The 2368-nt window shown below is 74.5% G+C and carries 2 protein-coding genes and 1 pseudogene; all 3 read right to left on the bottom strand.

The window, feature by feature from the left end:
* Nucleotides 1–1320: sensor histidine kinase (locus CCN33_RS27780; RefSeq protein WP_208621925.1), on the bottom strand; the 1320-nt coding region annotated here is incomplete at its 3' end.
* Nucleotides 1320–2024: a response regulator transcription factor gene (locus CCN33_RS27775; RefSeq protein WP_086696163.1), complete on the bottom strand. Its 705-nt coding sequence runs from the start codon at nucleotides 2022–2024 to the stop codon at nucleotides 1320–1322. The genes CCN33_RS27775 and CCN33_RS27780, both read right to left, overlap by 1 nt.
* Before the next feature lie 110 nt (nucleotides 2025–2134).
* Nucleotides 2135–2368 (bottom strand): annotated as a pseudogene (locus CCN33_RS27770) (MarR family transcriptional regulator); the annotation flags it as partial.

Raw genomic sequence — 2368 nt, 5'->3', positions numbered from 1 at the left:
CCGCACGATGGACAGCCCGAGCCCCGAGCCGGGCTGGGAGCGCGCGTCCGCGGCCCGGTAGAACCGGTCGAAGATGCGCAGCAGGTCGACCTCGGCGACACCGGGCCCCCGGTCCAGCACCTCCACCCGGACCGTTCCCGCCGCCGCCCCGGTCACCCGCACCTCGATGGGCTCCGTCCCCTCGCGGTCGAACTTGGCCGCGTTCTCCACCAGGTTGGACAGCGCCCGCTGGAGCAGCCCGGGACGGCCCTCCGCGTACGTGTCGCCGCTCACCGCCAGCACGATCCGCCGCCCGGTACGGCGCCCCGCCAGCCCCACCACGTCCTCCGCCACGTCCGCGAGGTCGACCCGCTGCGGCGGCTCGGAGTCCGACTGCCCGGCGGCCAGGTCCACCAGCTCGTTGACCAGGTCGGTCAGCTCCCGCGCCTCCAGCGTCAGGTCCGCCACCAGGTCCTCCCGCGTCTCCGGCGGCAGCTCGTCGATCCGGCGCAGCAGCGAGATGTTCGTCCGCAGCGACGTCAGCGGGGTGCGCAGCTCATGGCCCGCGTCCTGCACCAGCCGCCGCTGGTCCTCCTCGGACTGGGCGAGCCGGCCCAGCATCCGGTCGAACGCGCGGCCGAGGCGCCCCACCTCGTCCGGCCCGGTGACCGGCACCTGGATGCCGAGGCGCCGGGTGCGGGCCACGTCCTCGGCGGCCGAGGTCAGCAGCACCAGGCGCCGGGTGATGCGGCGGGCCAGCCACCAGCCGAACAGTCCGGCACCCACCACCACGGCCGCCATCAGGATCAGCGTGCGCTGCTGGAGGGTGCGCAGCAGGTCCTCGGTGTCGCTGAACTCCTGCGCCACCTGCACCGCGCCCCGCCCCCGGCCGAGCGAGACGGTGGCCACCCGGAAGAGGTCCTCGCCGACCCGTACGTCCTTGTGCTCGGCCAGCTTCCCCGCGCCCGGCGCGCCCGCCACCTCGCGGTCGCGGGCGTTGACCGGCAGGCCGGGACTGCCGTGGTCCACGACCTCGCCGCCCGGCCCGAGCACCTGCACGTCCGTACGGGCGGGCCGCACCAGGTCGTGACCGGGCCGGGCGGAGGAGAAGTCCTCCGGGGTCATCGGGTGCTGCCGCACCTCGGCCTGGACGTCCCGCACGACCTGGGTGAACACCGACTGCTGGTCCACCCGGACCAGCCGCGCTGCCGAGCTGTACGACAGGATGCCGACCAGGATCGTGACGGCGGCGGTGACCGCAGCGAACGACACGGCGAACGTGGTGCGCAGCGAGCGCAGCCCGGTGCGGGAACCGCCCGGCAGCCGCCAGGTGCGGCCCACTACTCCTCCCGCAGCACGTACCCCACACCGCGCACGGTGTGGATGAGCTGCGGGGCGCCGGGCGCGTCCAGTTTGCGGCGCAGGTACCCGACGTAGACGGCGAGGTTCTTGGAGCCGGGGCCGAAGTCGTAGCCCCAGATGCGGTCGTAGATGGTGGCGTGGTCGAGCACGATGCCCGCGTTGCGCACCAGCAGCTCCAGCAGCTCGAACTCGGTGCGGGTCAGCTCCAGTTCACGCCCCGCCCGCCAGGCGCGGCGGGCCTGGAGATCCATGCGGATGCCCGCGCCCTCGATCTGCCGGTCGGAGAGCTGCGCGTCGCGCGCCGGGCCGGGCTCGTTCGCGGGGGCGGGGCTCGTGCGGCGCAGCAGGGCGCGCAGTCGGGCGAAGACCTCCTCGACGTCGAAGGGCTTGACCACGTAGTCGTCGGCGCCCGCGTCCAGGCCCGCGATCCGGTCGGCGGTCTCCACCAGCGCGGTGAGCATCAGGATCGGGGTGCGGTCGCCCTCGGCGCGCAGCACCCGGCAGACCTGGAGGCCGTCGATGCCGGGCATCATCACATCCAGCAGCAGCACGTCCGGCGGGGTGCGGTGGGCCTGCGCCAGCGCCTCGACGCCGTCGGCGACCGCCGTCACCGCGTAGCCCTCCAGGGTCAGAGCCCGCTCCAGGGCATGGCGGATGGCGCGGTCGTCCTCGGCGAGGAGCACGGTGGGGGGCGTGGTCTGGGGCACGGTGTGGGACACGCCCCCCAGTCTGCCAAGGGCGACGGCGCTCCGGCCGGGGCCCAGGGCTCGGGAGCGCCCTTTTTACCCGGCTCTCACCCCGTGCCGTCGACGTCCCGGCCCTCCCGCAGCCGGGCGATCCGCTCCTTGGTGAACTCCACCGTGCGCTGCATGTGCCCGATGATCACGGCGAGTTCGGTGTCGTCCAGCTCCCCGAAGATGCGCGACCAGTCGCCGGACAGCTCGTCCCAGACGCGCCGGAACTCCGCGATCCTCTCCGGTACGGGGATGACCAGCACCCGGCGCCGGTCGCCCGCGTCCCGGCGCCG

Source organism: Streptomyces recifensis (assembly GCF_002154615.1).
GTDB lineage: Bacteria > Actinomycetota > Actinomycetes > Streptomycetales > Streptomycetaceae > Streptomyces > Streptomyces griseoluteus.
The sequence above is the reverse complement of the archived record's forward strand: the minus strand, read 5'-3'. Positions and strand labels throughout refer to the sequence as shown.